Genomic DNA, 23,127 nt, shown 5'->3' on the forward strand with positions numbered 1-23,127 from the left:
GGCTAGTCCGACCAGGCCCGCCCGACGCGCTCGATGAGCGCGAAGGCGCCCGGCGGTCCCCAGGAGCCGGCCGGATAGGTCTTGGGCGCCATCCCGGCGTCGGCCCAGGATTGCGCCACCCCGTCCACCCACTTCCACGCCTCCTCCACCTCGTCGCGGCGGACGAACAGGGTGGAGTTGCCGTGGATCACGTCCAGCAGCAGCCGCTCGTAGGCGATCCGCCGGCGTGCGCCGGGCCCCGAGTAGGCCCGCAGCAGCGACAGCGACAGGGGCAGGGACTGCAGGCGCATGCCGCCCTGACTGATCCCCGGCGCCTTGTTCATCAGCAGCAGCTCGATGTCCTCGTCCGGCTGCAGGTCGATGACCAGGCGGTTGGCCACCAGGTCGTGCCGGCTGTCCTCGCCGAAGATGGAGTGCGGCACGCATTTGAACTGGATCGCGATCTGGGTGCGCCGCTCGGGCAGGCGCTTGCCGGTGCGCAGGAAGAACGGCACGCCGGCCCAGCGCCAGTTGTCGATGTCGGCCCGCAGCGCCACGAAGGTCTCGGTCCCGCTGGGCTGGCCCCGCTCGGCCTCGTAGGCCTGGGCCGCAGCCCCGCCGACCACCCCGCCGGCGTACTGGCCGCGGATCGAGGCGTTCTGGGCGTCGGCGCGGGTGAAGGGCCGCAGGCTCTTCAGCACCTTCACCTTCTCGTTGCGGACCGAGTCCGGCTCCATGTCGGTGGGCGGCTCCATGGCCACCAGGCAGAGGAGCTGCAGCATGTGGTTCTGCAGCATGTCGCGCAGGGCGCCGTACTCGTCGTAGTAGGGCCAGCGGTCGCCGACCCCTTCCGTCTCGGCTACGGTGATCTGCACGTGGTCGATGAGCTGGTTGTTCCAGAGCGGCTCGAACAGCGTGTTGGCGAACCGCAGGGCGATCAGGTTCTGGACCGTCTCCTTGCCGAGGTAGTGGTCGATGCGGAAGATCCGGTCCTCCTCGAAGACCTCGCCCACGGCGGCGTTGATCACCCGCGAGCTCTGAAGGTCCCGGCCGATCGGCTTTTCGAGCACGATGCGGGTCCCCTCGCCCGCCAGGCCGGCGCCCGCCAGGGCCGCGCAGACGCGCCCGTAGAGGCTGGGCGAGAGGGCCAGGTAGAAGATCGGCCGGCGGGCCTCGCCCAGGGCCTCCTTCAGCGCCGCCGCGCCCTCGGCATGGGTGGCGTCGGCGGCCACATAGTCCAGCCGCTCGGCGAACCGGCGCCAGGCCGCTTCGTCCAGCCCCTCGGCGCGAGCCTTGAGGGCGGCGTGGACCTCGTCGCGGAACGCCTCGCGGCTCATCTCCTGGCGCGCCGTGGCCACGACCCGGAAGCCGTCCGGCAGGAAGCCGTCGGCGTCGAGGAAGTAGAGCGAGGGCAGGAGCATCCGCCGCGCGAGGTCCCCCGTGCCGCCGAACAGCACGATCGCATCGGCCTGTGGCGTCTCTGCCATCTGGTTTCCTTCGGTTAGACTGCGCGCGGAGCCGGGAAGGCAGCGCGAAGGGCGCCCTTGCGTCAAGGCCTAGCCGCCGCCCTCGCTACAGCCAAGCTCGGATCGAATATGTGCCCCCGAGCGTTAAGCAGCGGCCTGGGGGTTGGGATCCTGCATGTCAGTGGAAGCTCTTAAAATCGGTTTGCCTGCGCCGAAACCGCTGCGTCTGAGCGGTGCGGCGCTGTTCCTGGACCTCGACGGCACCCTCGCGCCCATCGCCGCCCGGCCGCAGGACGTGCGTCCCGATCCCAGGCGCACCCGGCTGCTGGAGAAGCTGGAGGCGGGGCTGGACGGCCGCCTCGCCGTGGTCAGCGGCCGCACCCTTTCCGACGTGGACCGGATCCTGGAGCGGCGGGTTCCCTGCGTGGCCGCCGTCCATGGCCTGGTCCGGCGCGGCGCCGACGGCCAGGTGCACGAGGAGCCGGCGCATCCGCGGCTGGCCGAGGCCGTGCAGCGGCTGCGCGACTTCGCGGCCCGCGACTCGGGCCTGCTGGTCGAGGAGAAGGGCGCCAGCGTCGCGCTGCACTTCCGTCTGGCCCGCAGCCAGGCCGACGCCGCCCGCGCGCTGGCCCACGAGATCGCGGGCGAGACCGGCCTGACCGTGCAGGACGGCGACATGGTCGAGGAGCTGCGCACCCCCGGCCCGACCAAGGGCGATTCCGTGCGCGCCTTCATGCAGGCCGGCCTGTTCGATGGCGCAAGGCCGATCTTCGTGGGCGACGACGCCACGGACGAGCACGGCTTCGAGGCGGCGGCGCGGCTCGGCGGCTTCGGCGTCCTGGTCGGCCCCGAGCGGCGGACCCACGCCCAGTTCCGCCTGCCTGGCGTGGACGCGGTGATCGCCTGGCTGGAGGCGGCGTCATGAACCGGCTGATCGTCGTCTCGAACCGCGTGAACCCGCCCTCGGGCGAAGGCGACGAGAGCGTCGGCGGCCTGGCCATGGCCCTGGCGGCGGCGCTGCGCGAATACTCGGGCCTGTGGTTCGGCTGGAGCGGCAAGACGACGCCCGAGTTCACCGGCCAGCTCAACATCGAGAAGGTCGGCGGGGTCACCGCCGCCACGGTCGACCTCGAGGAGACGGACCTCGACGAGTACTACAACGGCTACGCCAACAAGACGCTGTGGCCGCTGTTCCACTACCGCAACGACCTGGCCGCCTTCGACCGCAGCTACGGCGAGGGCTACCGGCGGGTGAACTGCCGCTTCGCCGACACGCTGGCGCCGCTGATCGAGCCCGACGACCTGATCTGGATTCACGACTACCACCTGATCCCGCTGGGGCGGGAGCTGCGCAAGCTGGGCGTGAAGAACCGGATCGGCTTCTTCCTGCACATCCCCTGGCCGGCCCACCAGGTGTTCATCAACCTGCCGCGCCACCGCCAGCTGGTGGAGGCGATGTTCGACTACGACCTCGTCGGCTTCCAGACGGCCGAGCACCAGCAGGCCTTCGAGGAGTACGTGCTGAGCGAGGCCGGCGGCTCCCAGCCCGAGCCCGGGGTGCTGGAGGCCTTCGGGCGGCGGGTGGAGGTGGGCGCCTTCCCGATCGGGATCGACGCCGAGGACTTCGCGCGCCTGCTGCGCAACAGTCGCGCCCGGCGCATGCGCGACCTGATGACCGCCTGCACCGTCTTCCGCCACCTGATCGTGGGCGTCGACCGGCTGGACTACTCCAAGGGCCTGGAGGAGCGGTTCCTCGGCTTCGAACGGTTCCTGACCGAGAACCCGGACATGCGCCGCGAGGTGCTGATGCTGCAGATCGCGCCGGTCAGCCGCGAGAGCGTCGAGGCCTATCAGCAGATCCGCGAGCGGCTGGATTCCCTCTCCGGCCGCATCAACGGCGCCTTCGCCGACGTGGACTGGGCGCCGATCCGCTACGTGAACAAGAACTACCGCCGGGACGAGCTGGCGGGGATCTACGGCGCGGCCCGGGTCGGGCTCGTCACGCCGCTGCGCGACGGCATGAACCTGGTCGCCAAGGAGTTCGTGGCGGCGCAGAACCCCGAGGATCCGGGCGTGCTGGTCCTCTCGCGCTTCGCCGGCGCGGCGCGGCAGATGCCGGACGCCCTGCTGGTCAACCCGAACAGCGCCGAGGAGATTTCCGACGCCCTCAAGCGGGCGCTGGCCATGGACAAGGCCGAGCGGATCCGCCGCTGGAGCGCGCTCTTCGAGACCGTCCAGCGCGAGGACGTCACCGCCTGGCGCGACGCCTTCGTCCAGGCCCTCGCCGGCCAGAAGGCGCAGGCGCCCGCCCTGGCCAGCTGAGGAGGAGCGCTTGGCCGACAAGCTCGCCCGCTACCGGGCCATGCGCGACTTCTCCAAGACGGCCGAGCCGGCCGGGGCCGAGAAGACGAAGGCCTCCCGGCGCCTGCGCTTCGTGATCCAGAAGCACGCGGCCACCCGCCTGCACTACGACTTCCGGCTCGAGCTGGACGGGGTGTTCCTGTCGTGGGCGGTGACCAAAGGGCCGTCGCTGAACCCCGCCGACCGCCGGCTGGCCGTGCAGACCGAGGACCACCCCCTCGACTACGGCGACTTCGAAGGCACGATCCCCAAGGGCCAGTACGGCGGCGGCACGGTGATGCTGTGGGACCGCGGCTACTGGGAGCCCGAGGGCGACGCCAGGGCCATGCTGAAGAAGGGCGACCTGAAGTTCACCCTGGACGGCGAGCGGCTGAAGGGCTCGTGGGTGCTGGTCCGCATGAAGCGCCGCGAGCGCGAGAAGCGCGACAACTGGCTGCTGATCAAGCACCACGACGGCTGGTCGGTGGAGGACCACGGCGAGTTCCTCGTCGAGGGAGAGACCAGCTCGGTCGCCTCGGGCCGCGCCATGGACGAGATCGAGGCCGGCAAGGGCAAGGGTCCGACGAAATTCATGACCGGCAAGGGCCGCGCCTCGGGCAAGGACGTCTGGCAGTCCAACCGCGCCGACCCGAAGGCTCCGCCGCCCGCCGCCGAAAAGGCCGCGCCGGCGCCGAAGCTGAAGGCCGCTGCCCTGCCCGGGTTCGTGGCCCCCCAGCTCGCCAAGTCGGTGGACCGGCCGCCGCAGGGCGCCGGCTGGGGCCACGAGATCAAGTTCGACGGCTATCGGCTGCAGCTGCGCGTGGAGAACGGCAAGGCGACGCTGAAGACCCGCGCGGGCCTGGACTGGACGGCCAAGTTCAAGGAGATCGCCGCCGACGCGAAGCCCCTGCCCGACGGCCTCTACGACGGCGAGGCCTGCGCCCTGGACCACAACGGCTCGCCCGATTTTCCGGCCCTGCAGGCGGCGCTGTCCGAGGACAGGACCGCGGACCTGGTGTTCTTCGTGTTCGACGCCCTGTTCCTGGACGGCGAGGACCTGCGCGCCCTGCCGCTGACCGAGCGCAAGAGCCGGCTGGAGGCGGCCGTGGCGGCGGCCGGCAAGCGCCTGGAGCGGCGGATCCGCTACGTCGCCCACTTCGAGACGGCCGGCGACGCGGTGCTGAAGTCGGCCTGCCGCATGTCGCTGGAGGGCATCGTCTCCAAGCGTCTGGACGCGCCCTACCGCTCGGGCCGCTCCGATACCTGGCAGAAGTCCAAGTGCCGCGCCGGCCACGAGGTGGTGATCGGCGGCTGGACCGGCGAGCGCGGCCAGCTCCGCTCGCTGCTGGTGGGCGTGAACCGCGACGGCAAGCTCGTCTATGTCGGCCGGGTAGGCACCGGCTTCGGCCGCGAGACGGTGGGCCGCGTGCTTCCGCGCCTGGAGAAGGTCGCCTCGGACAAGAGCCCCTTCACGGGCCCGAACGCCCCTCGCAAGAGCGGCGACATCAACTGGGCCCGGCCCGAACTGGTCGCCGAGATCGAGTTCGCCGGCTTCACCGGCGACGGCAACGTCCGCCAAGCGTCCTTCAAGGGCCTGCGCGAGGACAAGCCCGCCGCCGAGGTGGAGGCCGAGACGCCTGCGAAGACGCAGCTCGCCGAGCCCGCGCCGGCCGGCAAGGCGAAAGCCGGGCCCAGAACGGCGCCGGCGAAACCCGCGACCAAGCCTAGGGCCAAGCCCAGGGCCAAGCCCAGGGCGGGAGACAACGTCGTCATGGGCGTCGTCCTGTCCAATCCGGACAAGGCGCTCTGGCCCGACGACGGCAAGGGCGGCGTGGTCACCAAGCTGGACCTCGCCCGCTACCTGGAGACGGTCGGCCCGTGGATGATGGAGCACATCAAGGGCCGGCCCTGCTCGATCATCCGCATGCCGGACGGGATCGAGGGCCAGCAGCGGTTCTTCCAGCGCCACGCCGGCAAGGGATCGTCCGCGCTGATCTCCGAGGTGCAGGTCTTCGGCGACCATAAGCCGTACATCCAGATCGACCGGATCGAGGCCCTGGCCGCCCTCGCCCAGATCGGGGCCGTGGAATACCACCCGTGGAATTGCCAGCCCGGCCAGCCCGAGGTCCCGGGGCGGCTCGTCTTCGACCTTGATCCCGACGAGGCCATCCCGTTTCAGCGGGTGATCGACGCGGCCTGGGAGGTGAAGGAGCGGCTGGAGAGCCTGGGCCTGGCCGCCTTCTGCAAGACCACCGGCGGCAAGGGCCTGCACGTGGTCACGCCCCTCAAAGCCGGCAAAGGCGAGATGGACTGGCCGACGGCCAAGGCGTTCGCCCGCGACGTCTGCCTGGCGATCGCCGCCGACGCCCCCGACCGCTACGTGGTCAACATGGCCAAGGCCAAGCGCAAGGGACGGATCTTCCTCGACTATCTGCGCAACGACCGGATGTCGACGGCGGTGGCCCCGCTCTCGCCGCGCGGACGTCCCCTGGCGCCGGTGTCCTTCCCGCTGACCTGGGACCAGGTGAAGACGGGCCTCGAGCCGAAGCGGTGGACGATCCGCACCGCGCCCGCCCTGCTGAAGAAGACCAAGGCCTGGGCCGACTACTGCGACGCCGAGCGCCCGCTGAAGGACGCCATCCGGAAGCTGAAGTGAGCCGCCGCTAGCGCCGCGCCACCCGCCGCTTCGCCAGCGGGTCCGAGACGCACGCGGCGCGGACCTTGTGGTTCAGCGCCTGCCGCTCGTCGTCCTTCAGACGGCTCATGGCGTAGGACGCCGCGCTGCCGGCGAATGGCACGACCAGGTTGCCGACGACGGCGATCGCCATTCGCCCGTCCTTGTTCTCGTCGAAGGCGGCGGCCTCCTTGCGGGCGGCCACGCAGCGCTTGGACTTCCACTTGGCGTCGCTGCGATCGAGGCCGGCCACCGTCTTGTCCGGCGACGTCGTGGCGCACGCGCCGAGCGTCAGTCCGGCGCAGGCCAGGGCCGCGCACCCCAGGACCACAGCCGCTCGCATGGGGGTTCCTCCAGCAGTTCCGCCGGAGCCAACAGCGGCAGAGCCTGTTCGGTTCCCCGCCTCCGCCGCACCCGTGCCGGACACAATCGCGAAACACGGCCGGGGCTACATACCGGCCATACGAAGAATCCGGGGGGATATTCCATGATCAGCCGCCGTCTCGCCGCCTGCGCCGCGCTCGCCGTCCTGGCGCTGTCGCCCGCCGCCTTCGCCCAGGCGCCCGCCGGCGCCTTCGCCTCGGACGTGTCCCAGACCGTCAAGGTGAAGCAGGGCGCGCTGAAGGGGACGGTGAAGGACGCGATCGCCTACCACCTCGGGATCCCCTACGCCGCCGCGCCGGTCGGCGAGCTGCGCTGGAAGCCGCCGGCCGCCGGACCCCGCTGGAGCGGCGAGCGCGACGCCTCGGCGCCGGGCGCGAGCTGCCAGGCCGAGGAGGACTGCCTGTTCCTCAACGTCGTGCGCCCGGCCGGCGCCAAGGCCGGCGACAAGCTGCCGGTGATGGTGTGGATCCACGGCGGCGCCTATGTGATCGGGACCAGCATGGGCGCCTTCGGCGGCGACACCGAGGGGACGAACTTCGCCAAGAGGGGGATCGTCCACGTCAGCCTGAACTACCGCCTGGGCCGCGCCGGCTGGTTCGCCCACCCGGCCCTGACCAGGGAAGGTCCCACCGGCAACTACGGGATGATGGACCAGGTCGCCGCGCTGCAGTGGGTGCGGGACAACATCGCGGCCTTCGGCGGCGACCCTGCGAACGTCACCATCTACGGCGAGAGCGCCGGCGGCGTCTCGGTGCACTACCTGATGCTGGCGCCGCAGGCGAAGGGGCTGTTCGCCAAGGCGATCGGCCAGTCCAGCTTCGCCCGGCACGTCCCCGAGCCGCTCGCCAAGGCCGAGGCCAAGGGCGTGCAGGCCGCGAAGGCCGCCGGCGTGGAGGGCGAGGACGCCGCCGCCGCCGCGGCGCTGCGCAAGCTTCCCCTCGCGTCCCTGCCCTACACCGGCGGTTTCGTCGGTCGCGCCGGCCCGATCCTCGACGGAACCTACATCACCGGCGGGATCGCCCAGGGCTACGCCGCCGGCCGCCAGGCCAAGGTCCCGCTGATGATCGGCGGCAACTCCAACGAGGCCAGCCTGTTCCGGCCGCAGCCGGCCCTGCTCGACTCGCTGCCCGAGACGGCGCGCGCGGCGGTCTCGTCCGCCTTCGATCCCGAGGGGACGGGCGACAAGGCGAGGATCGTCCACGCCCTGCAGACGGCCCAGCTCATCACCGAGCCCGACCGCAACCTCGCGCGCCTGCACGCGGGAGCGGGCCAGCCGACGTGGCTGTACTACTTCTCGTACGTGCCGCCGTCCAAGGCTGCGCAGAAGCCCTATGGGGCGGCGCACACCGACGAGATCCGCTTCGTGTTCGGCGCGCCGCGCGCCGGCTTCGCGCCCGAGGACCTGCCGCTGTCCGGGGCGATGAACGAGCTGTGGGCCAATTTCGCCAAGACGGGCGCGCCCGGCGCGGCCTGGCCGAAGTTCCTGCCGGGCGAGACCTCGGTCGAGTTCGGGAACGACGGCGTCCAGGTCCGCCGCGAGCACCTGAAGGCCCGTCTCGACCTGGTCGAGGCGATGCAGCCGAAGTAGGCGGCGAGGGGCGGATCAGCGGCGGACGACGCTGATCTGCCCGTCCCGCTCGATCCAGGCTTCCTTCACATCCCGGCAGTCGAGGACCCCGCCCTTGCGCAGGGCCTCTTCCAGGTCGTTGGTCCCGACGCCCTGGCGGCGCATCGCCTCCTGGTCGGGCTCGCCGTCGCTGACGATGCGGACCGACCGGCCCTTCACCGCCGGCCCCAACCAGGAGAAGCGCACGGCCAGGGCCGAGAACACCCCGTGCAGCAGCACGAGCAGCGCCGTGGCGCTCAACGTCGGCAGGAACGGCGCCCCGCCCGTCAGCGTGCGGCTGAGGTTCGAGCCCAGGATCACCGCGACGACGGTGTCGATGGCGCCCCATTTGCCGAACATCCGCTTGCCGGCGACGCGGACAAGGACCAGGCCCACCAGCATGATGACCGTGGCCCGGACCCACATCTGCCACCAGAGGATCGGCTCGTCGTCGCGGCCCACCAGCTGATGCAGGAGGTCGAGGGCCTCGGCCATCGGCCGCTCACGCGCGCTTCTTGGCGGGCGCCTTCTTCGCCGCCGGCTTCTTGGCGGAGCCGGCGGTCTTGCCCGAGGACTTCTTGGTGGCCGCCGCCGCGCGCGGGGGCGCCTTCCGCCGCTCGCCGCCCTGGCCCAGGCTGCGCTTCAGGGCCTCCATCAGGTCGATGACCTCGGCCTCCTTCGGCTGGTCCGGCGCCTTCACCGTGTGGCCCTTCTCCTTCTCCTTGATCAGGGCCCGCAGGGCGTCCTCGTAGCGGTCGTTGAACTGGGAGGGGTCGAAGGGACCCTCCTGCTGCTCGATGATCCGGGCGGCGATATCCACCATCTGCTTGTCGACCTTCACCTCCGGGATCCGGTCGAACACCTCGGCCGCATCCTTCACCTCGCGGTTGGTGCGCAGGGTGTAGGCGAGGATGCCCTTGTCGCGGGGCTCGAGAGCCATCAGCCGCTCGCGCTGGTGCATGACGAGGCGGCCGAGGGCCACCTTGCCCGAGCTTTCCATGGCCTGACGGATCACGGTGAACGCCTCCACCGCCATGTCGCCGTCGGGGACCAGGAAGTAGGGATCGTTCCAGTAGAGCCGGTCGATCTCGTCCTCGCCGACGAACCGCTCGATATCGAGGGTGCGGGTCGTCTCCAGCCGGACGTTCTGGATCTCCTCGCTGGTGACGACGACGTAGCGGCCCTTCTCGATCTCGTAGCCCTTGACGATGTCGGACCGGTCCACCGGCCCCGTCTCGGGGTCGGTGGGGATCATCTTGATCCGGTTCATCGTGTCCTTGTGCAGCATGTTGAAGTGCACCTCGCCGCTGCGCGAGGTGGCGGTGTAGAGCGCCACCGGGCAGCTCACGAGGGACAGGCGCAGATAGCCCTGCCAGGACGGACGCGTGGCCATGAAGGTCTCCGGATCAGACTCCGGAAACGCGGCCGTATCGATTCAGTTCGTGAGTCGGATCAGCGGCTTAGCCCCAGGCCCGGCAGCGCCACGGCCTCCTGGAAGTCGAGGCGTGGCTTGTGGAAGCCCGAGCGCACGCCGCTCTGGACGCCGAACTCCATGAGCCGGTCGCTCGCGGGGTCGTAGGCGGGCCAGTCCTGGGCGCCGCACTTGGGCTCGCCCGCCTTGGCGAAGGTGACCCAGCAGGCGTGCATCAGGGTGGCCATCGCGCGGTCCTCCTCGCTCACCAGGCTCATGGGCGTGCGCCGGCCCCAGTACTCCCAGACGTAGGGGATCTCGGCGGCGTGGGCGGCGCTCCTCACAGTCGGGCGCAGCCGGGTGGCCACGTAGCTGAAGTGGTAGAGCCAGGCCGGGCGGCCGCCCGCCGCCTGGGCCGCCACCCAGCGGGCGGGCGCGCCGAACACCCGGTCGGTGAACAGCGCCCGCGCCAGGGCCTCGTCGCCCTGCGCCGCCTCTGCGGGATAGTGGCGGGCCGCGAGCCGCACGGCCGCCAGCCGGCCGGCGGGCAGCGGTCCGGGCCCCAGCAGCGAATCCTCGCCCGAGTTCCAGCCGATGATCAGCGGGACGTCGTCGAAGCGCCCGGCGGCGAGCGCCTGGGTCGTGGTTTCGGTCAGCAGCATGCCGTCCACGAAGGGGCCGAACGGGCCGTCCACGGCCACCAGCCGTTCGAACGGCAGCGCCCGCAGCGCCGTGAGGTCCGGCGCGGCGATCCCGGCGCGCGCGAGGGCCGCGGCGCTCTCGGCCTCCTTCTCGGAGAGGCTCTTGGGCTCGAACCAGCCCAGGCCCGATTGCACGATGGCCCTGTGGTACAGCCCCCGCGCCGCCGGCGTCGTGAGGAGCGCCAGCGTGCTGGCCCCGCCCGCCGACTCTCCGAACACGGTGACGTTCCCCGGGTCGCCCCCGAACCTGGCGATGTTCCGCTGCACCCACTTGAGGGCCGCGATCTGGTCCATCAGGCCGTACGCGCCGACCGGCTCGCTCCCCGCGGCCTTCGTCAGCTCGGGATGGGCGAAGTAGCCCAGCGCGCCCAGGCGGTAGTTGATCGCCACCAGGACGACCCCGTCGCGGGCGAAGTTCTGGCCGTCGTAGATCCAGCCGGCGCCCGTGCGGTGCGAGCCGCCGTGGATCCAGACCATCACCGGCGCCCCCTTCGCATCCTTGGGCGCGAAGACGTTGAGCTGCAGGCAGTCCTCCGACACGGCGCCGTTGGCGCCGCCGGAGTTGGGGGTCCCGTTCGCGTTCATCGGCTGAGGACAGGAGGGGCCGGCATGCACGGCGTCGCGGTCGCCCTTCCACGCCCGCGCGGGCCGCGGCGGGGCCCAGCGCAGCTCGCCAACCGGCGCCGCCGCATAGGGGATGTTGCGGAACACGTTCGCCCGTTCGGTCGCTTGGCCGACGAGCACGCCGGTCTCGACCTCGACCCGGGGCGGCGGCGGCGGCTCCTGAGCCGGCTCCTGGGCGCGGGCCGCGCCCGTCGCGACCGCCAGGGCCGCCGAAACTCCGATCCAGAACCGCTTCATCGCCGCCTCCCCAAAGGCCTGCCCCACAGGCCTGCCCCACAGGCCTGCCCGACATGAACGCGAATTAACCCGCCGAACCGTCGCCTGCGCAATCTCGGCCACGATCTCGCCGCTAAGCTTCACAATTGAATCGGACGTCCGCGGCACGCATGCCGCGACTCTCGGGGGAGATCTGCTTGGAAGATCGGAAGGCCGGCGGATGGCTCCGCCCCAGGTTCCTGCTGCTCGCGGCCGTCGCCCCGGCGGCGCTCGCCGCGCCGGCGGCCGCGCAGGCCCAGGCCCCGTCCCAACCCCAGGCGCAGCCTGCCCCGGCCGCGCCCGCCAAGTCCCAGGAGGGCAAGCCGGGCCAGTCGCTGGAGGGCGTCGTCGTCACCGGCGAGCGCAGCACCTTGCGCACCGACATCGACCGGCGCAGCTACAGCGTGGCCGGCGATCTGCAGGCGACCACCGGCTCGATCAGCGACGCCCTGCGCAACATCCCCTCGCTGCAGGTGGACGTGCAGGGCAACGTCAGTCTGCGCGGCGATTCCAACGTCACCATCATGATCGACGGCAAACCCTCGGGCATGTTCCAGGGCGAGGGCCGGGCCGCGGCGCTGCAGGCCCTGCCGGCCGACCAGATCGAGCGGGTCGAGGTGCTGACCAACCCGTCCGCCGCCATGAATCCCGAGGGCTCGGCCGGGATCATCAACCTCGTCAGCAAGCAGAACCGCAAGCTTGGGGCATCCGGCTCGGTCCGCGCCAACGTCGGCTCGGACGGGCGCTGGAACGCCGGTGTGAGCGGCGCGCGCAACAACGGCAGGTTCACCGTCTCGGGCGACCTGAGCTACCGGCACGACACCCAGAAGGCCGAGATCGACGACCGCCGCGCGCGGCTGGACGGGGCCACGGGCGCGTTCATCGAGAACCGCCAGCAGCTCACCTCCCTCAACGAGATCGACATGGTCTTCGCCCGCGGCGGCCTCGACTACGATCCCGACGACAAGACCCGCATCACGCTCCAGGCGACAGCCCACGTCATGCGGCCGACCTCGGACGGTTTCGAGCACCTGGAGACCGACGACGCCGCCGGCGCCCTCGCCCGGGTGATCGATCGGGTCTCCGACTTCGAGCAGGCCCGGGACCGGCTCGACCTTTCCACCAGCTACCGCCGCAAGTTCGCGGGCGAGGAGCACGAGTTGGTCGCCAACCTCGGCCAGGAGTTCGGCCGGGTGGAGCGCGACTTCGAGCGGGCCACCTTCCTCAGCCTGCCGCCCGCCCCCGACCTCGCCGAGGTCTCGGCCTACGACAACCGCACGCGGAAGACCGAGCTGAAGGTCGACTACACCCGGCCGATGCCGCTCGAGGCCAAGCTGAAGGCCGGCTACCTCCTGCAGCTCGACGACAACCGCTACGAACAGGTCGGCCGGCGCGGGCCGGCCGGCGCCGCCCCGCCCGTGGACCCGCGGCTGACGTACGAATTCGACTACGACCAGGCGATCAACGCCGCCTACGCCACCTACCAGCAGCCGCTGGGCGACGGCTTCAGCGTGCTGGCGGGCCTGCGGCTCGAGGACGTGCGGCTGGACCTCGACCTGACCACCGGCGGCCCGGTGAGCGCGAAGAACGACTACTTCCGCGCCTATCCCAGCCTGCACCTCCAGCACGAGTTCGGCGAAGGCCGGCAGCTCACCGCCAGCTACAGCCGCCGCGTCCAGCGGCCGACGGCGGACGACCTCAACCCGTTCCGCGTCGAGCTGGACCCCTTCAACCTCAGGGCCGGCAACCCCAACCTGAAGCCGCAGGAGACCGACGCCTTCGAGCTCGCCTACCAGCACCGCAAGGGGGCGACCTACTACCTGACCACGCTCTATTACCGGCAGAGCGACAAGGGGATCACCGACGTGGTCCAGGACCTGGGGAATGGCGTCTTCCTCACCACCCGCGAGAACCTGCGCGAAAGCCGCTCGGGCGGGCTGGAGCTGGTGGCTAACGGACGGCTGACGCCGAAACTCACCTATAACCTCAGCGGCAACGTCTTCTGGAACGAGATCGACGCCTCCAGCCTCGGCTTCTCCGACAAGCGCGACGCCTTCACCGTCAGCGGCCGCGGCAACCTGAACTGGCAGGTCACGGACAAGGACTTCCTCCAGCTCAACGGCTTCGTCAGCGGCAAGCGTCTGACCGCGCAGGGCCACGTGCAGGGCTTCTCGATGCTGAACATCGGCTATCGCCACAAGTTCACCGACAAGCTCTCGCTGGTGATCACCGCCCAGGACGTGCTGGGGACCTTCCGGGAGACCCAGGTGCTGGACACGCCCACGCTGCAGGGCCGCACCCGGCGCGAGTTCAGCCTGCGCGGCGTCTACGTCGGCTTCACCCGCACCTTCGGCGGCGGCCGCCAGCGGGATCCCGGTTTCGAGTTCGGCGGGGGCCCGCCCGCGCAGTAGCGCAAAGCGACACCGTAGCGGCTTGACCGGAGACCGGCGTTCGGGAGCCTATGCTCCATGACCGAGATTCTCTGGGCCGACCCCGCCGACCTTCAGGCCGCCTGGCGCGACGGGGCGCGGGCCCTGCGCGAGGGCCGGGCCGGCGAGGCGCTGGCGATGTTCCGCCGGATCACCGACGAGGGCCAGCCGACGGCGGCGGTCTGGATCGGCGTGGCCATGGCCCACAGAGCGCTGGACGACCGGAGCGCGGAACGGGCGGCGCTGGAGCGGGCGCTGGCCCTCGATCCGCGGAACATCCACGCCCTGATGATAAGCGGCGACAGCCATGCCGCGACGGGCGACGCCAAGGCGGCGACGGCCTTCTACGACGCGGTGGTGAAGCTGGCGGCCATGGGGCCCGTGGACCCGGCGCTGCAGCCCGAGGTCGCCCGGGCCGCCCGGATGCGCGAGCGCTACGCCCAGGACTACGAGGCGCACCTGCGAGGCGTGCTGGACGCGCACGGCCTGGACGGCCCCGAGGGTCGGCGGATGCGCCGCGCCGTGGATCTGCTGCTGGGCAAGACCAGCCTCTATCTGCAGCAGCCGAAATACTTCTACTTCCCCGAGCTGCCGAACATCGAGTGGGCCGAGCGGGGCGACTTCCCCTGGCTGGACAGGGTCGAGGCGGCCGCCGACGACATCCGGCGCGAGCTGCTGCAGGTGCTGGAGGAGGACGCCGCCTTCCAGCCCTACGTACAGGCGGCGGAAGGCCGGCCGAACTTCGACAACCTGGGCCTGATGGGCAATCCGGAGTGGAGCGCCTTCTACATCTGGAAGGACGGGGCGATCGTCCCGGAGAACGCCGCCCGCTGCCCCTCGGTGGTGCGGGCGATGGAAGGGGTCCCGCTCTGCACGATCCCGGGGCGGACGCCGTCGGTGCTGTTCTCGCTGCTGCGGCCGGGCGCGCACATCCCGCCGCACCACGGCTTCACCAACGCCCGCTACATCTGCCACCTGCCGCTGATCGTGCCCGGGAACTGCGCCATGCGGGTGGGCTCGGAGACGCGGCCGTGGGTGGAAGGCAAGGCCTGCGTCTTCGACGACAGCATCGAGCACGAGGCCTGGAACCGGCACCCCGACCAGCTGCGGGTGGTGCTGATCTTCGACATCTGGCGGCCCGAGCTCAGCGCCGCCGAGCGCGAGCTGATCGGCGCCACGCTGCAGGCCGTGGACGCCTTCGGCGGCGCCCCGCACACGGGCGACTAGACCCTCCGTTCGGAACTTGACTCCGCCCTTCCGGTTATGAGAACGGAAGTGGAACAAAAGGAGTCCCCAAAGCCATGTCCGATTTTCGCGGCAAGCGGCTCGCCGCCCTGCAGGCGAAGATCGCCGCCCTCGAGACGGGCGGGCGGACGGGCTTCGGCGTGCTGCCGTTCGGGGCCCCCGCCATCGACGCCTGCCTGCCCGGCGGCGGCCTGCCGATGGGCCGCTGGCACGAGGTCGGCGGCGAGGGGCTGGAGGCCGAGACCGGGGCTGCGCCGGCCGCCTTCACGGCGCTGCTGGCCGCGCCCCTCGCCCGCCGCGGCGAGGCGGTGTGGGTGGTGCGCCGGGACGACCTGTGGGCCCCCGGCCTGGCCGGGCTGGGCTTCCCCGCGGGGCGGCTGATCCAGGTCTGCGCCCGCGACGAGGCCGAGGCCCTGGCGGTGATGGAGGACGCCCTCGCCACCCCGGGCGTCGCCTGCGTGGTGGGCGAGGTCGAGGCCGTGGACCTGACCGCCGGCCGGCGGCTGCAGCTGGCCTGCGAGCGGCGCGGGACCACCGGCTTCGTCATCCGCCGCCGCCCGTTCGGAGGGACGGCCCGGCGCGAGGCCGCGGGCTCGGCGTCGGCCACCCGCTGGCGCGTGCTCTCGGCGCCGTCCGAGCCGCCGGCCCACGAGTTCGGCCTGGGCGCGCCGCGCTTCCGGGTCGCGCTGGAGCGCTGCCGGGGCGGGCGGACCGGCGCATGGGTCCTGGAAGCGGCGGGGGCCTATTCCCAAGACACCCTCTACGGGGAGACAGCCGATGGCGCGCATCCTCTGCGCCTGGTCGCCGGACTGGGCGATCGCGAACTGGCGCCGGCGAACGACCTCCGCGCCGCCTGAGGGCGCGGAACCGCCCTTCGCTCTCGTCGAGACGGTCCGCGGCGTGCGGCGGCTGGCGGCCGTCAGCCGCGAGGCGCGGGCCCTGCGCCTCTACCCCGGCCAGAAGGCGACCGACGCGGCGGCCATCGCCCCCGACCTCGTCACCGCCGAGGCCGAGCCCGAGGCCGATGCCGCGGCCCTCGCGGCGCTCGCGGACTGGTGCGTGCGCTTCTCCCCCGCCGTGGCGGCCGATCCGCCCGACGGGCTGTTCCTCGACATCACCGGCGTGGATCACCTGTTCGGCGGCGAGGCGGGGATGATGGCCGAGCTGCGGGAGCGCCTCCTCGCCAACGGCCTGCCGTTCCGCCTGGCGATCGCCGACACGCCGGGCGCGGCCTGGGCGCTGGCCCGCCACGGCCGGGACGGGACCATCGCCCCGCCGGGCGGCCAGGCCGACCTGCTGGCGCCGCTGCCGCCGGCGGCGCTGCGGCTTCTCCCCGAGGACGCCGCCCAGATCGAGCGGCTGGGCCTGCGCCGCATCGGTCAGCTCCTGGACATCCCCCGCGCCCCGCTCGGCCGCCGGTTCGGCGCGCGCACCCTGACCCGCCTCGACCAGGCCCTGGGCCGCCACGCCGAGGCGCTGACCTTCCGCCGCCCGCCGACGCCCTGGGTCGACCGGCTGGCCTTCTTCGAGCCGATCAGCGCGCCCGAGGACATGGCCCGGGTGACCTGGGACGTCTGCGCCCGGCTCTGCGCCCGGCTGGAGGCCGAGGGCCAGGGCGCGCGCCGGTTCGAGGTCGGCTTCTGCCGCGTGGACGGGAAGATCGCGCCGGTCGAGGTAGGCCTCGCCCTGCCCGGACGCGACGCCCGCCGGATCGCCCGGCTGTTCGCGCCCAAGGTCGAGGCGGTCGATCCGGGCTTCGGGATCGATGCGGTGCTGGTCGCCGCCTACGAGGTCGAGCCCCTGGCCGGCCGCCAAGCAGGTCTCGAGACGCGCCTTGAGACGCGCCTTGAGACGGGCCTCGAAACGGGCCTGCCCCCCGCGCCGGAGGACGGCCTCGCGCCCCTCGTGGACCGCCTGGCCAACCGCCTGGGGCCCGAGCGCGTCTGGCGGGCCGCGCCGGTGGAGAGCCACGTCCCCGAGCTGTCGGTGAGGCGCGCGGCGCCGCTGGCCGCCGCCGCCGCACCATCCGCCGTCCCCGCCCCTGCGCCGTGGGACCCGGAGGCGCCGCGCCCCGCCCGCCTGTTCCGCCGGCCCGAGCCGCTGGACGGCGTCATCGCCCTGACGCCCGACGACCCGCCCAGCCAGTTCCGCTGGCGCGGGCGGCTGCACCGCGTGCGCCGCGCCGAGGGGCCCGAGCGGGTCGGCGAGGAATGGTGGAAGCGGGGGATCGAGGAGGCCTCCACCGCCCACGTGCGCGACTACTACCGGGTCGAGGACCAGGACGGCGCCCGCTTCTGGCTGTTCCGCGCCGGCCTCTACGAGCCGGGCCAGCCGGCGAAGTGGTGGCTGCACGGGCTGTTCGGATGAGGGAGCTCGGCCAAGTCGAATTTTCCTCCTCCCCCGTCGGGGGAGGGGGACCGCGTAGCGGTGGAGGGGGCCGGCCCCATCCGCCGAGCTTCCGGCAAACCCCCTCCATCATGCTGCGCATGGTCCCTCTCCCCCGATGGGGGAGGAGGGCTGGAGTTCGGCCATGACCCGCTACGCCGAGCTGCAGGCCGTGACGAACTTCTCGTTCCTGCGCGGCGCGTCCCACCCGGGCGACCTGGTGGTCGCCGCCGACGCCCTGGGGATGGAGGCCGTGGGGATCTGCGACCACAACTCCCTGGCCGGCGTCGTGCGGGCCTGGAGCGCCATGCGGCAGCTGCACGAGGGCGGCTCGGCGGTCCGCGCCCTGACCGGCTGTCGGCTGGACTTCGTGGACGGCTCCCCCAGCCTGCTCGTCTATCCGTCCGACCGCGAGGCCTATGGCCGGCTCACCCGCCTGCTCACCCTGGGCCAACGCCGCTCGGAGAAGGGCGCCTGCACCCTTCGCCTTGCCGATTTCCTGGACCACGCCGAGGGCCAGCTCGTGCTGGCGGTCCCCCCCGACCGGCTGGATGCCGCGTTCGGGGACGCCCTGAAGCGCCTCGCCGGCGATCTGCCCGACGTCTGGCTGGCCGCGGCCCGCCGGTACGGCGCCCGCGACCTGAAGCGCCTCTCCCACCTGCAGGCCCTGGCCGAGGCGAGCGGCGCGCCAATGGTCGCCACCAACGACGTCCTCTACCACGGCCCCGAGCGGCGGCCGCTGCAGGACGTGCTCACCTGCATCCGCGAGAAATGCACCATCCACGAGGCGGGCCTGCGGCTGCAGGCCAACGCCGAGCGCCACCTGAAGGCCCCGGACGAGATGGCCCGTCTGTTCGCCAGGTTCCCGGGGGCCGTGGAGCGCACCGTGGAGATCGCCGGCCGCATCGGCTTCGACCTCTCCCAGCTCCGCTACGAATATCCGGACGAGCCCGTGCCGCCCGGCAAGACCGCCATCCAGCACCTGCGCGACCTCGCCTGGGCGGGCGCGGCGTGGCGCTATCCCGAAGGCGTGCCCGAGAAGGTCCGCAAGCTGGTGGCCCACGAGCTGGACCTGATCGAGAAGCTGGACTTCCCGAACTACTTCCTGACCGTCCACGACATCGTCCGCTACGCCCGCGACGAGCTGAAGATCCTGTGCCAGGGGCGCGGCTCGGCGGCCAACTCCTGCGTCTGCTTCTGCCTGGGGATCACGGCGGTGGACCCCACCAAGGAGGATCAGGACCTCCTCTTCTCCCGCTTCATCTCCGAGAACCGCGGCGAGCCGCCGGACATCGACGTCGACTTCGAGCACGAGCGGCGCGAGGAGGTGATGCAGTACGTCTACGACCGCTACGGCCGCGACCGGGCGGCCATCGTGGCGACGGTGATCCACTACCGCCCGCGCATGGCGATCCGCCAGGTGGGCAAGGCCCTGGGCCTGACCGAGGACGTCACCGCCGCCCTGGCGAACACCGTCTGGGGCAGCTACGGCGACGGGGTCCCCGACCAGCACATCCGCCAGTGCGGCCTCGATCCCGACGCCCCCGAGATCCGCCGGGCCACGGCCCTGGCCCAGGAGCTGCTGGGCTTTCCCCGGCACCTGTCGCAGCACGTGGGCGGCTATGTCCTGACGAAGCGGCGGCTGGACGAGACGGTCCCCATCGGCAACGCGGCCATGAAGGACCGCACCTTCATCGAGTGGGACAAGGACGACATCGACGCTCTGGGGCTGATGAAGGTCGACGTGCTGGCGCTCGGCATGCTGACGGCGCTCAGGAAGAGCTTCGAGCTGCTGCCGCCCCTGCCGGACGGGACCCGCATCACCGACATCGCCCACGTCCCGCAGGAGGACCCGGGCGTCTACGACATGCTGTGCCGGGCCGATTCCGTGGGCGTGTTCCAGGTGGAGAGCCGGGCGCAGATGTCGATGCTGCCCAGGCTGAAGCCCCGCCGGTTCTACGATCTGGTCGTGCAGGTGGCGATCGTCCGGCCAGGTCCGATCCAGGGCGACATGGTCCACCCCTACCTGAAGCGCCGGCAGGGCCTGGAGCCGGCCGAGTTCCCGGCCCCCTCGCCCGCGCACGGCCCCCCGGACGAGCTCCGGGCCGTGCTGGGGAAGACCTATGGCGTGCCGCTGTTCCAGGAGCAGGCCATGCGGCTGGCCATCGAGGCGGCGAAGTTCACCGACAGCGAGGCCGACGGCCTGCGGCGGTCCATGGCCACCTTCCGCGCCAACGGGCGGCTCTGGGAATACCGCGAGAAGTTCATCCGGGGCATGACCGCCCGCGGCTACGACGAGGGGTTCGCCCAGCGCTGCTTCAAGCAGATCGAGGGCTTCGGCTCGTACGGCTTCCCGGAGAGCCACGCGATCAGCTTCGCCCTGTTGGTCTACGCTTCGGCCTGGGTGAAGCGCCACCACCCGGACGTCTTCTGCGTCGCCATGCTGAACAGCCAGCCGATGGGCTTCTACCAGCCGGCCCAGCTGGTCCGCGACGCCCGCGAACACGGGGTCGAGGTCCGCCCGCCCGACGTGATGGCCAGCGTCTGGGACTGCACGCTGGAGGAGACGGAAAGGGCCTCCTCCTCCCCCGTCGGGGGAGGGGGACCGCGAAGCGGTGGAGGGGGTCTCCGCCGCCGCCCCGTCCGCCTGGGTTTCCGGCAGATCAAGGGCTTCCGGCAGGACGACGCCGAGCGGCTGGTCCGGGCGCGCGAGGCCGGCTGCCGCACGATCCAGGACTTCGCCCAGGCGGCAGGGCTGTCGCGCCGGGCGCTGGAGCTGCTGGCCGAGGCCGACGCCTTCCGCAGCCTGAGCATGGACCGCCGCCAGGCGCTGTGGGCGGTGAAGGGCCTGGCGGGCGAGCTGAACGCGCTGGAGGCCGCGCCCCTCCTCGCCCGGCAGTCGGCGAAGGAGCAGCAGGTGCTGCTGCCGTTCATGAGCCCGGCCCAGCACGTGGCCGAGGACTACCGGACCACCAGCCTGTCGCTGAAGGCCCATCCGGTGGGCTTCTTCCGCGAGGATCTGAACCGCATGGGCGCGGTCCGCTGCGGGACGCTGAAGGACGCGCGGGGCGGAAGGCGGCTGTCGGTGGGCGGGCTCGTGCTGGTGCGCCAGCGGCCCGGGACCGCCAAGGGCGTGGTGTTCCTGACGCTGGAGGACGAGACCGGCATCGCCAACATCGTGGTCTGGAAGGACGTCTTCGAGGCCAACCGGCGCACGGTGATGACAGCGGCCTTCCTGGTGGTCCACGGCCGTGTGCAGAGCGAGAGCGGGGTCGTCCACGTGGTGGCCGAGCGCTTCACCGACCTGTCCGAGCGGCTGTCCGAGATGCGCGAAGACACGGCGCCGATCGAGACCCGCTCGAAGGTCTCGGCCCGCCTGATCCGCAGCCGCGATTTCCACTGACGGCGGATGTCGGGAACCGGTGGTATGGTTCGTCCTTCGGTCGGGAGGACATCACGCATGACCGAGGCGATCCGTCTGCTCGTCGGGACCCGCAAGGGGGCCTGGACGCTCGAAAGCGATGAGGCCCGCAGGGCCTGGACCGTGAAGGGCCCGCAGTTCCTGGGCCAGATCATCAACCACTTCGTCGCCGACCCGCGAAACCCCGCGGTGATGCTGATGGCGGCGTCCACCGGCCACCTCGGCCCCACCATCCTGCGCTCGACCGACGGGGGCGCGAGCTGGACCGAAGCCAAGGCGCCGCCGGCGTTTCCCAAAGGCGAGCCGCACGGCCGCTCGGTGAACCACACCTTCTGGCTCGAGCCCGGCCACGCCTCCGAGCCCGGCGTCTGGTGGGCGGCGACCTCGCCCCCGGCGCTGTTCCGCAGCGAGGACGATGGCGACACCTGGGAGAGCGTCAGGGGCCTGAACGAGCACCCGAAGATCCTCGACTGGCTCCCGCCCGACGGCGGCACGCCCGACGGCGCCATCGTGGCCGGGATCGCCATCGATCCCCGGGACGCCCGCCACATGTATCTCGCCACCTGCTCGGCCGGCGTGCTGGAGACCACCGACCAGGGCGCGAGCTGGCGGCCGCTGAACCAGAACGTCGAGGCGAACTTCCTGCCCGATCCCTTCCCCGAGTACGGCCAGGACAGCCACCAGATCGCCCTCGCCCCCACCAACCCCGACCGGATCTGGCAGCAGAACCACTGCGGCATCTATCGCCTCGACCGGCCCGGCGAGCGGTGGGAACGGATCGGCAAGGCCATGCCGCCCGAGATCGGCGACATCGGCTTCTCGATCATCCCCCACGTCCGCTGCGACCAGACCGCCTGGGTCTTCCCCATGGACGGGACCGACGTGTGGCCCCGGGTCAGCCCGGGCGGGCGGCCCGCCGCCTACCGGACCCGCGACGGCGGCGCCACCTGGGAGCGGCAGGACGTCGGCTTCCCCCGCGAGCAGGGCTGGTTCACGGTCAAGCGCCAGGCCTTCTGCGGCGACCGCGCCGATCCCATGGGCCTGTACCTCGGCACCACCGGGGGCGAGATCTGGATGAGCGGCGACGAGGGCGAGAGCTGGCGGCAGATCTGCGCCCATCTGCCGGAAATCTACTCCGTCGTGGCGGCGCCCCTCGCATGATTTCGGTGTTCGTCCCCTCGCAGCTGACGGCCTACACCGGGGGCGTCACGCGCGTGCAGGCCCAGGGCGGAACGGTGGGCGCGGTGCTGGACGACCTCGACCGCGCCTATCCGGGCCTGAAGTTCCGCGTGATCGACGAGCAGGACCGCGTGCGCCGGCACATGCGCCTGTTCGTCGGCCAGGAGGAGACCCGCGACGTCCGCCGCTCCATCGCGCCGGGCGAGGAGCTCTTGATCTTCGGGGCCCTGTCGGGCGGCTAGAGCGCCATCACGCCGCGCTTCGGCGTGCGCGTGCCGACCGTCTGGGCGGTGAGCGGCGCGCCGGCCTCCAGCAGCGCCGCGCGGCGTCCGGCCGGGGTGACGCTGCGCTGGATGTCCTCGTAGCGCAGGAGGCTGTCGAGGCACGGGTGGGCCAGGGTGCGCGCCACGAAGGCCGCTGTCCGCGGCCAGCGGGCGGGATCGGGCTCGAAGCCGGCGTAGGCGGCGTTGCGGAAGAAGCTGGCCAGGGCGATGTCGGCGAGGCCGATCTCGCCGAACAGGAAGCCGTCCGCGGGAAGCTGGCCCTCGAGGTAGTCCAGCGCCGCCGGGATGTCGGTGGAAAGGCTCTTCCCCACCCGGGCCTCGTCGGCGGGCTCGCCCCAGACGATCGGCTTCACGTTGCGCTGGTAGAACAGGCCCCAGATGAACACGTCGCCCAGCCGGGTGTCGGCGAATTCCTCCAGCCAGCGGGCGCGGGCCCGGGCCGCGGGGGCCGCCGGCAGCAGGGCGTGGCCCGGATAGGCCTCGTCCAGGTAGGCGCAGATGACCGAGGAATCGCAGAGCGTCAGGTCGCCGTCGACCAGCACCGGGATGCGCCGCAGCGGACTGATCCGCTCGAACGCCTCGCCGCCGAAGAAGGGCGTGATCGGGTCGATCTCGTAGGCCAGCCCCTTCAGGGCCATGCAGGCCAGGACCTTGCGGACATAGGGGCTGACGTAGCTGCCGATGATCTTCATGGATGACCTCCGCGGCCGGAGCCTCATGCGCCGGCCGCGGAGGGGCAAGGTC

The 23,127-nt window shown here is 72.0% G+C and carries 17 protein-coding genes; 11 read left to right on the forward strand and 6 right to left on the reverse strand.

Annotation, left to right across the window (positions count from 1 at the left end; translation table 11 throughout):
• Positions 1–2 precede the first annotated feature (2 nt).
• Positions 3–1,466 carry a glucose-6-phosphate dehydrogenase gene (gene zwf, locus PHZ_RS18045; protein ID WP_041373687.1) on the reverse strand — a complete coding sequence of 488 codons (1,464 nt, stop codon included), beginning with the start codon at positions 1,464–1,466 and terminating at the stop codon, positions 3–5.
• A gap of 181 nt (positions 1,467–1,647) precedes the next feature.
• Here zwf and otsB point away from each other — a divergent pair, with 181 nt between their 5' ends.
• Genes otsB through ligD form a run of 3 tightly spaced genes read left to right on the forward strand, consistent with a single transcriptional unit; the run spans position 1,648 to position 6,441 of the window.
• The gene (gene otsB, locus PHZ_RS18050) at positions 1,648–2,370 is read left to right on the forward strand and encodes a trehalose-phosphatase (protein WP_012523804.1); all 723 of its coding nucleotides are present in this window, start codon (positions 1,648–1,650) and stop codon (positions 2,368–2,370) included.
• Positions 2,367–3,767 carry an alpha,alpha-trehalose-phosphate synthase (UDP-forming) gene (gene otsA / locus PHZ_RS18055; protein ID WP_012523805.1) on the forward strand — a complete coding sequence of 467 codons (1,401 nt, stop codon included), beginning with the start codon at positions 2,367–2,369 and terminating at the stop codon, positions 3,765–3,767. Before otsB ends, otsA begins: the two co-directional genes overlap by 4 nt.
• A gap of 10 nt (positions 3,768–3,777) precedes the next feature.
• On the forward strand, positions 3,778–6,441 hold the full coding sequence (gene ligD / locus PHZ_RS18060) for a DNA ligase D (protein ID WP_012523806.1): 2,664 nt from the start codon (positions 3,778–3,780) through the stop codon (positions 6,439–6,441).
• 7 nt (positions 6,442–6,448) lie between these two features.
• On the opposite strand, the gene PHZ_RS18065 is transcribed toward ligD, so the two are convergent.
• Positions 6,449–6,802 (reverse strand): hypothetical protein, encoded by a 354-nt coding sequence (locus tag PHZ_RS18065; RefSeq protein ID WP_041373689.1) that lies wholly within the window; start codon positions 6,800–6,802, stop codon positions 6,449–6,451.
• A 144-nt stretch (positions 6,803–6,946) separates the two neighbouring features.
• Between PHZ_RS18065 and PHZ_RS18070 the strand changes: the two genes are divergently transcribed.
• Entirely contained in the window at positions 6,947–8,431 is a 1,485-nt protein-coding gene (locus PHZ_RS18070; protein WP_012523807.1) for a carboxylesterase/lipase family protein, read from the forward strand.
• A gap of 15 nt (positions 8,432–8,446) precedes the next feature.
• Here the strand turns inward: PHZ_RS18070 and PHZ_RS18075 are convergent, their stop codons facing one another.
• Genes PHZ_RS18075 through PHZ_RS18085 form a run of 3 tightly spaced genes read right to left on the reverse strand, consistent with a single transcriptional unit; the run spans position 8,447 to position 11,422 of the window.
• Positions 8,447–8,944: a DUF421 domain-containing protein gene (locus PHZ_RS18075; protein WP_012523808.1), complete on the reverse strand. Its 498-nt coding sequence runs from the start codon at positions 8,942–8,944 to the stop codon at positions 8,447–8,449.
• Positions 8,945–8,951: 7 nt separating this feature from the next.
• Positions 8,952–9,842 (reverse strand): non-homologous end joining protein Ku, encoded by an 891-nt coding sequence (gene ku / locus PHZ_RS18080; protein WP_012523809.1) that lies wholly within the window; start codon positions 9,840–9,842, stop codon positions 8,952–8,954.
• Between the two features lie 59 nt (positions 9,843–9,901).
• On the reverse strand, positions 9,902–11,422 hold the full coding sequence (locus PHZ_RS18085) for a carboxylesterase/lipase family protein (protein WP_012523810.1): 1,521 nt from the start codon (positions 11,420–11,422) through the stop codon (positions 9,902–9,904).
• A gap of 176 nt (positions 11,423–11,598) precedes the next feature.
• Here PHZ_RS18085 and PHZ_RS18090 point away from each other — a divergent pair, with 176 nt between their 5' ends.
• From PHZ_RS18090 to PHZ_RS18120, 7 genes are all read left to right on the forward strand, one after another.
• The gene (locus PHZ_RS18090; protein WP_041373690.1) at positions 11,599–13,851 is read left to right on the forward strand and encodes an outer membrane beta-barrel family protein; all 2,253 of its coding nucleotides are present in this window, start codon (positions 11,599–11,601) and stop codon (positions 13,849–13,851) included.
• 57 nt (positions 13,852–13,908) lie between these two features.
• Positions 13,909–15,096, forward strand: a complete 1,188-nt coding sequence (locus tag PHZ_RS18095; protein WP_012523812.1) for an aspartyl/asparaginyl beta-hydroxylase domain-containing protein — start codon at positions 13,909–13,911, stop codon at positions 15,094–15,096.
• 74 nt (positions 15,097–15,170) lie between these two features.
• On the forward strand, positions 15,171–15,971 hold the full coding sequence (locus PHZ_RS18100) for an ImuA family protein (protein WP_012523813.1): 801 nt from the start codon (positions 15,171–15,173) through the stop codon (positions 15,969–15,971).
• Positions 15,892–17,481 (forward strand): DUF6504 family protein, encoded by a 1,590-nt coding sequence (locus tag PHZ_RS18105; RefSeq protein WP_083770995.1) that lies wholly within the window; start codon positions 15,892–15,894, stop codon positions 17,479–17,481. Before PHZ_RS18100 ends, PHZ_RS18105 begins: the two co-directional genes overlap by 80 nt.
• 163 nt (positions 17,482–17,644) lie before the next feature.
• On the forward strand, positions 17,645–20,902 hold the full coding sequence (locus PHZ_RS18110) for an error-prone DNA polymerase (RefSeq protein ID WP_012523815.1): 3,258 nt from the start codon (positions 17,645–17,647) through the stop codon (positions 20,900–20,902).
• 57 nt (positions 20,903–20,959) lie between these two features.
• A complete protein-coding gene (locus PHZ_RS18115; protein ID WP_012523816.1) occupies positions 20,960–22,081 on the forward strand; it encodes a WD40/YVTN/BNR-like repeat-containing protein in 1,122 nt (373 codons plus the stop codon).
• A complete protein-coding gene (locus PHZ_RS18120) occupies positions 22,078–22,341 on the forward strand; it encodes a ubiquitin family protein (protein ID WP_148216909.1) in 264 nt (87 codons plus the stop codon). The genes PHZ_RS18115 and PHZ_RS18120 overlap by 4 nt, the downstream gene beginning before the upstream one ends.
• On the opposite strand, the gene PHZ_RS18125 is transcribed toward PHZ_RS18120, so the two are convergent.
• Positions 22,338–23,075 (reverse strand): glutathione S-transferase family protein, encoded by a 738-nt coding sequence (locus PHZ_RS18125; RefSeq protein WP_012523818.1) that lies wholly within the window; start codon positions 23,073–23,075, stop codon positions 22,338–22,340. The genes PHZ_RS18120 and PHZ_RS18125 overlap by 4 nt on opposite strands.
• Positions 23,076–23,127: the final 52 nt, after the last annotated feature.

The sequence above is a fragment of the Phenylobacterium zucineum HLK1 genome (assembly GCF_000017265.1).
Taxonomy (GTDB): Bacteria; Pseudomonadota; Alphaproteobacteria; order Caulobacterales; family Caulobacteraceae; genus Phenylobacterium; species Phenylobacterium zucineum.